This window comes from Streptomyces sp. NPDC096324 (assembly GCF_044763015.1).
In the GTDB taxonomy this organism is placed as follows: domain Bacteria; phylum Actinomycetota; class Actinomycetes; order Streptomycetales; family Streptomycetaceae; genus Streptomyces.
In genome coordinates this window covers 838,149-845,061 of record NZ_JBIWFK010000002.1, presented here as the reverse complement: position 1 = coordinate 845,061, position 6,913 = coordinate 838,149, and the positions used below count along the sequence as shown (strand labels likewise).

The 6,913-nt window shown below is 66.9% G+C and carries 6 protein-coding genes and 1 rRNA gene; all 7 read left to right on the top strand.

What is annotated here, in order from left to right; all coding sequences use genetic code 11:
• The first annotated feature begins 164 nt into the window (after positions 1-164).
• The 7 genes from rrf (at position 165) to ACIQ7M_RS07455 (ending at position 6,898) form a co-directional block, all read left to right on the top strand.
• Positions 165-281: ribosomal RNA gene (rrf, locus tag ACIQ7M_RS07485) — 5S ribosomal RNA — on the top strand.
• 173 nt (positions 282-454) lie between these two features.
• Positions 455-1,063 carry a CDP-alcohol phosphatidyltransferase family protein gene (locus tag ACIQ7M_RS07480; protein WP_403640855.1) on the top strand — a complete coding sequence of 203 codons (609 nt, stop codon included), beginning with the start codon at positions 455-457 and terminating at the stop codon, positions 1,061-1,063.
• A gap of 116 nt (positions 1,064-1,179) precedes the next feature.
• Complete coding sequence (locus tag ACIQ7M_RS07475) at positions 1,180-3,675, top strand: mannose-1-phosphate guanyltransferase (RefSeq protein WP_355774932.1); 2,496 nt, start codon at positions 1,180-1,182, stop codon at positions 3,673-3,675.
• Positions 3,676-3,794: 119 nt separating this feature from the next.
• The gene (locus tag ACIQ7M_RS07470; protein WP_355774929.1) at positions 3,795-4,700 is read left to right on the top strand and encodes a DUF881 domain-containing protein; all 906 of its coding nucleotides are present in this window, start codon (positions 3,795-3,797) and stop codon (positions 4,698-4,700) included.
• Positions 4,697-5,029, top strand: a complete 333-nt coding sequence (locus tag ACIQ7M_RS07465) for a small basic family protein (protein ID WP_003988855.1) — start codon at positions 4,697-4,699, stop codon at positions 5,027-5,029. The genes ACIQ7M_RS07470 and ACIQ7M_RS07465 overlap by 4 nt, the downstream gene beginning before the upstream one ends.
• Positions 5,030-5,034: 5 nt before the next feature.
• Entirely contained in the window at positions 5,035-5,880 is an 846-nt protein-coding gene (locus ACIQ7M_RS07460) for a DUF881 domain-containing protein (protein ID WP_403640851.1), read from the top strand.
• Between the two features lie 61 nt (positions 5,881-5,941).
• Positions 5,942-6,898 (top strand): FHA domain-containing protein, encoded by a 957-nt coding sequence (locus ACIQ7M_RS07455; RefSeq protein ID WP_355774923.1) that lies wholly within the window; start codon positions 5,942-5,944, stop codon positions 6,896-6,898.
• Positions 6,899-6,913: the final 15 nt, after the last annotated feature.

The following is a 6,913-nucleotide window of genomic DNA, read 5'->3' as shown; positions in this document are numbered from 1 at the left end:
GGTTGATAGGCCAGATCTGGAAGCCCGGTAACGGGTGGAGGTGACTGGTACTAATAGGCCGAGGGCTTGTCCTCAGTTGCTCGCGTCCACTGTGTTGGTTCTGAAACCACGAACAACCGTCGTAGCCGTATTGGCCTCGGCTCCGGTTGACAGTTTCATAGTGTTTCGGTGGTCATAGCGTGAGGGAAACGCCCGGTTACATTCCGAACCCGGAAGCTAAGCCTCACAGCGCCGATGGTACTGCAGGGGGGACCCTGTGGGAGAGTAGGACGCCGCCGAACAAATTTTAGAGCTCCGGCTCTCGGGATTTATCCCGAGAGCCGGAGCTTTTTTGTTTTCCGGCAGAGTCACCGGAAGACGTTCTCGCTTCTGCCTCCCCCTCTGCGCTGGGGCGCCGGGGCTGCGGGTAAGGTCAGGGGGCATCGTTGGCTCGTTTCCCACAGGAGGCCCCCGGGTGGAGGTCCAGGAGACCCGCGTTCAGACGGACCGGGTCCTCACCATCCCGAACATCCTCAGCATGGCGCGCCTCGCCGGCGTGCCCCTCTTCCTGTGGTTGATCCTCAGGCCGGAGTTCGGTGGCCCCAACAGCGACGGTTGGGCTCTGCTCGTTCTCATGCTGAGCGGTATCAGCGACTATCTGGACGGCAAGCTCGCCCGGCGCTGGAACCAGATCAGCAACCTCGGCCGGCTGCTGGATCCCGCGGCCGACCGGCTCTACATTCTGTCGACGCTCGTCGGACTCACCTGGCGCGAGATTCTTCCGATCTGGCTCACGGCCGCTCTCGTCGCACGCGAGCTGGTTCTGCTGGTGATGGTGTGGATCCTTCGGCGCCACGGCTATCCGCCTCCGCAGGTGAACTTCCTCGGGAAGGCGGCCACCTTCAACCTGATGTACGCCTTCCCGTTGTTGCTGCTCAGTGACGCCAGCGGCTGGATCGCGACAATCGGCGCTATTTTCGGATGGGCGTTCGCCGGATGGGGTACAACCCTCTACTGGTGGGCAGGAGTCCTCTACGTGGTGCAGGTCCGCCGGTTGATCCGGGCGGACACGATGACCGATTGAGCTCGGCCCGATTGGGCGGGAGTGGTGCCCCGATGGCCCCCGCCCGAAATCTGCGGGACAATCAGGACGGGTGAAGTCGGCTGTACCGTCGTCTCTTCAAGGAGGACGCTTCCGACATGAAGGCCGTCGTGATGGCCGGAGGCGAAGGCACACGCCTTCGCCCGATGACCTCGAGCATGCCCAAGCCGCTCCTGCCGGTGGTGAACCGCCCGATCATGGAGCATGTGCTCAGGCTGCTGAAAAGGCATGGGCTCAACGAAACAGTCGTCACTGTCCAGTTCCTGGCCTCCATGGTCAAGAACTACTTCGGTGACGGTGAAGAGCTCGGCATGGAGCTCACCTATGCCAATGAGGAGAAGCCACTCGGTACTGCCGGCAGCGTCAAGAATGCCGAGGAGGCGTTGAAGGACGACGCTTTCCTCGTCATCTCCGGTGATGCCCTCACCGACTTCGACCTCACGGAACTCATCAACTTCCACAAGGAGAAGGGCGCGCTCGTCACTGTCTGTCTGACGCGCGTCCCCAATCCGCTGGAATTCGGCATCACCATCGTGGACGAGGAAGGCAAGGTCGAACGCTTCCTGGAGAAGCCGACCTGGGGCCAGGTCTTCTCGGACACCGTGAACACGGGCATCTACGTCATGGAGCCCGAAGTCTTCGACTATGTCGAGGCAGACACTTCCGTTGACTGGTCCGGCGACGTCTTCCCCCAGCTCATGAAGGAAGGCAAGCCCGTCTACGGCTACATCGCCGAGGGCTACTGGGAGGACGTCGGCACGCACGAGAGTTATGTGAAGGCCCAGGCGGACGTCCTGGAGGGCAAGGTCGACGTCGAACTCGACGGGTTCGAGATCTCCCCGGGCGTCTGGGTGGCAGAGGGCGCCGAGGTGCACCCCGACGCCGTGCTGCGCGGGCCGCTCTACATCGGTGACTACGCCAAGGTCGAGGCGAACGCCGAGATCCGCGAGCACACCGTCGTGGGCTCCAACGTCGTCGTCAAGAATGGCGCGTTCCTGCACCGGGCCGTCGTGCACGACAACGTGTACATCGGTCAGCACAGCAATCTGCGCGGCTGCGTGGTGGGAAAGAACACCGACATCATGCGCGCCGCTCGCATCGAGGACGGCGCCGTGATCGGCGACGAATGCCTCGTCGGTGAAGAATCGATCATTCAGGGCAACGTCCGCGTCTATCCCTTCAAGACCATCGAGGCCGGCGCCTTCGTCAACACCTCGGTGATCTGGGAGTCGCGCGGTCAGGCCCATCTCTTCGGCGCCCGCGGCGTCTCCGGGATCCTGAACGTCGAGATCACCCCTGAACTGGTAGTGCGCCTGGCGGGGGCCTACGCGACGACCCTCAAGAAGGGCTCCACCGTCACCACGGCCCGCGACCACTCCCGAGGTGCCCGCGCACTGAAGCGAGCGGTGATCTCTGCGTTGCAGACCAGCGCCATCGACGTACGCGACCTGGAGAACGTACCGCTGCCCGTGGCGCGGCAGCAGACGGCCCGGGGCAGTGCCGGTGGAATCATGATCCGGACGACTCCGGGAGTGCCCGACTCCGTCGACATCATGTTCTTCGACGGGCAGGGCGCCGACCTGTCGCAGGGCGGGCAGCGGAAGCTGGACCGGGTGTTCGCGCGACAGGAGTACCGGCGCGCCTTCCCCGGCGAGATCGGCGATCTGCACTTCCCCGGCAGTGTCTTCGACTCGTACACGGGATCGCTGCTTCGGAATGTCGACACCACCGGTATCGCGGATTCCGGTCTGAAGGTGGTCGTCGACGCCTCCAACGGCAGTGCCGGACTGGTGCTGCCCAGCCTGCTGGGCAAGCTCGGTGTGGACTCCCTGACCATCAATCCCGGCCTCGACGAGTCCAGGCCGACCGAGACGGCCGAGACACGGCGGGCCGGCCTGGTGCGGCTGGGCGAGATCGTCGCGTCCGCGCGGGCCGCGTTCGGAGTGCGCTTCGACCCGGTGGGCGAGCGGCTCTCCCTCGTCGACGAGAAGGGACGGATCGTCGAGGACGACCGGGCCCTGCTCGTGATGCTCGACCTGGTGGCCGCGGAGCGGCGCAGCGGGCGGGTGGCGCTGCCGGTCACGACCACACGGATCGCCGAACAGGTGGCGGCGTACCACGGCACGCAGGTGGAGTGGACGACCACGTCACCGGACGACCTGACCAGGGTCGGCCGCGAGGAGTCGACGATCTTCGGTGGCGACGCGCGCGGCGGCTTCATCATTCCCGAGTTCAGCGGCGTCTTCGACGGCGCCGCGGCCTTCGTACGGCTCATCGGTCTGGTCGCGCGGACACAGCTCACGCTCAGCCAGATCGACGCCCGGATTCCGCGGGCGCACGTCCTCAAGCGGGATCTCGCGACTCCGTGGGCCGTGAAGGGTCTGGTCATGCGCCGGGTCGTGGAGGAGGCGGGTGACCGCTTCGTGGACACGACGGACGGCGTCCGTGTCGTGGAGACGGACGGGCGCTGGGTGATGGTGCTGCCGGACCCCGCCGAGGCCGTCACCCATCTGTGGGCGGAAGGACCGGACGACGCCTCCGCGGAGGCTCTGCTCGACGAGTGGGCGGCCGTCGTGGACAGCGCGGGCCGCTGAACCCTTCTTCACGGCCGCTGAAACCTTCTTCACCCGTACGTGTCGGACAAGTGCCCCCAAGGGGGCCTGTCCGGCACGTTGGTGGGGCCATTCGGAGGTAGCACCCGCGACGTGCGACGATGTGCGGCATGCCGCAGCAGCCCCCCGTTCGGAGCAGCGCTCCGCGCCCCTCGCGCCCGGACGCCTCCATGTCGCTGCTCACCAATGTCATGGACCACAGCCTCGACGAGGGGTACGCCGAAGCGGCCGCCCGCAAGGAAGCCGAGGGCGCCGGCGGTCTGCCGAAGACGCTCAGGGCCAAGGCGGGTCTCGCCGCGGGTCTGGTGCTCGCCGCGCTCGTGGTCACCCTGGGAGCGGCGAACGCCCGGCTCGCCGCCCCCGTCGTGGCCAAGGAGCGCCAGGAGCTCATCGACCGCATCGAGCGCGAGACGACGGCCGCGGACAAGCTGGAGAGCGGTGTCGACACGCTGCGGGCCGATGTCGGCGCCCGCCAGCGAGCGGCGCTGAAGAAGGACGGCGATGAGCAGGCCGACCTGGTGAGCGTCCTGTCCGGTGCCACGGATGTGCACGGACCGGGCGTGAAACTTGTCGTCAACGACGCCAAGGAAGCCAGCACGGGCGGTGACGGCACGAATCCGCGGGAGACCTCGGGCTTCTCCGACACCGGACGGGTGCGGGACCGTGACATGCAGCGCGTGGTCAACGGACTGTGGGAGTCGGGCGCCGAGGCCATCTCCGTCAATGGGCAGCGGCTGACAGCTCTGTCGGCCATCAGGGCCGCGGGTGACGCGATACTGGTCGACAACAAGCCGCTGGTGCCGCCGTACACGGTGCTCGCGGTGGGGGACGGCCAACGGCTCAGCACCAGGTTCCAGAACAGCGCCGACGGGCTGTATCTGCATGCCCTGCAGGAGAACTACGGCATCAGGACCGGCATCTCCGTCGAGGGGGACGTCCGCTTGTCCGCCGCACCGAGTGTGATCGTACGTACAGCAGAGCCGAGAACAGAGAAGGGCACACCGTGATCGCCGTACTGGGCCTCGTCGTGGGAGTCGTGGCTGGACTGTTGGTCCGGCCCGAGGTTCCGGCGGTCGTCGAGCCTTATCTTCCGATCGCCGTCGTGGCGGCGCTCGACGCCGTGTTCGGCGGTCTGCGCGCGATGCTGGACGGCATCTTCGACGACAAGGTCTTCGTGGTCTCGTTCCTGTCGAACGTGGTCGTCGCCGCGCTGATCGTTTTCCTGGGCGACAAGTTGGGTGTGGGTGCCCAGCTCTCCACGGGTGTCGTGGTCGTCCTCGGCATCCGGATCTTCTCCAATGCCGCGGCCATCCGCCGGCACGTGTTCCGGGCGTGAGGCCGATGAGCGACGAGAACGAATCCCGGACCCCCGAGAACCCACTGCGCAGGGAGCTGCCGGAAGAGGTCCCGGCGGCCGCGGAGGAGCCTGAGCCGCAGGCGGCCGAGGAGAGTGGCGTGCCGTCGCTGTCCGGCCGTCAGCGGCTGGTCAAGGGGTTGTGGCCGCCGCGGGTGTCGCGCGCCCAACTCATCGTCGCGGTGCTGCTGTTCGGGCTGGGATTCGGCCTGGCCGTCCAGGTGGCGTCCAACAGCGACGGCGACAGCGCGCTGCGCGGTGCGCGCCAGGAAGATCTCGTGCGCATTCTCGATGAACTCGACAGCCGGACTCAGCGTCTTGAGGACGAGAAGCAGGGTCTCGAGGATCAGCGCACCGAGCTGGAGAACAGCTCGGACCAGGCCGAGGAGGCCCGCAAGCAGACGGTCGAGAAGGAGAAGCAACTCGGCATTCTGGCGGGCACCGTGGCCGCTCAGGGGCCCGGCATCACGTTGACCATCGACGACCCGAAGGGGACGGTCAAGGCGGACATGCTGCTCGACGCGATCCAGGAACTGCGCGCCGCCGGTGCGGAGGCGATCCAGGTGAACGGGGTGCGCGTGGTCGCCGGTACCTATCTGTCCGACTCCGGGAGCGGAGTGAAGGTCGACGGGAACAAGATCACCCAGCCCTATCGTTTCAAGGTCATCGGCAAGCCGCAGGACCTTGAGCCGGCGCTGAACATCCCGGGAGGCGTGGTGCAGACACTGGAGAAGGAGCAGGCCACCGTCACGGTGGACCGCTCGACGAAGATCGTCGTAGATGCCTTGCGAGCGGCGGAGCGGCCTGACTACGCTCGGTCGTCCTCCCGGTGAACGGCGGTCGGATGCCGGCCGTCGGGCGAGGGCAGGAGGTTGCGGGGGGTCGGCGCACCGAATGGGTGGTGCGTGGTGGAAACTGTCTGGTGGATACGGACGTTGTGAGGATGTCCGGGTCGACCGGTGTGTTCAATCAGGGTTCGTCCTGCCCCACGGGCGGGTCTGTTTCGGTCAAGGGGAATCGCCCGTGAAGTTGTTTGCGAAGTTGTTCGGCAAGAGCTCGCGAGAGGACAGCGGCGACAACGCGGCTGCCCGCCATCGCGCACCGCGCCAAGGGGACGCGGAGTCCCAGAGCGGCGACCGTCCGCTGTTCCGGGACCAGGTCGGCGGTCCCGCTGGTCAGGGCGCGTCGTCTGTTGACCCTGGCCAGCCCGGCCGCATAGGTTTCGGAGAACCGTCAGCCTCGAGCGCGGGCGGAGGGTACGCCTCCGACCCGTATGCGTCCCATGCCCCAGGTGGGCAGCCGCGGCAGGAGGATCCGTCCATGTCGGCCCAGGTGTGTACGAGGTGCGGGAACCGCAACGCGGAGAACAGCCGGTTCTGTTCCAACTGCGGTGCGCCGCTGCGGGGCGGACCGGAGCGTCCGTCGGAGACGACGTCCACGATCTCCATCTCCGGCATCGAGGCCTACGACGCCGAGGTGACGGGCCAGACGCCCTCGCCGATGCTCTCCCCGGAGGCACAGGCGGCCGTGGACGCGCTGCCGGTCGGTTCGGCGCTCCTGGTGGTGCGCCGTGGCCCCAACTCGGGCAGCCGCTTCCTGCTGGACGGTGAGCTGACCACGGCGGGGCGTCATCCGCAGAGCGACATCTTCCTCGACGACGTGACGGTGTCGCGCCGCCACGTGGAGTTCCGTCGCGTCGCGGACGGTTCGTTCACGGTCGCCGATGTCGGCAGCCTGAACGGCACGTACGTCAACCGGGAGCGGATCGACCAGGTCCCTCTGTCGAACGGTGACGAGGTGCAGATCGGCAAGTACCGGCTGGTCTTCTACGCGAGCCAGCGGGGCATCTGACCCTCCCCCAACTCC

Bases quoted from the DNA above. Each gene is read 5' to 3' on its own strand.
- ACIQ7M_RS07475 (WP_355774932.1), top strand. From the start codon at position 1,180: ATGAAGGCCGTCGTGATGGCCGGAGGCGAAGGCACACGCCTTCGCCCG.
- ACIQ7M_RS07470 (WP_355774929.1), top strand. From the start codon at position 3,795: ATGTGCGGCATGCCGCAGCAGCCCCCCGTTCGGAGCAGCGCTCCGCGC.
- ACIQ7M_RS07460 (WP_403640851.1), top strand. From the start codon at position 5,035: ATGAGCGACGAGAACGAATCCCGGACCCCCGAGAACCCACTGCGCAGG.
- ACIQ7M_RS07455 (WP_355774923.1), top strand. From the start codon at position 5,942: ATGGGTGGTGCGTGGTGGAAACTGTCTGGTGGATACGGACGTTGTGAG.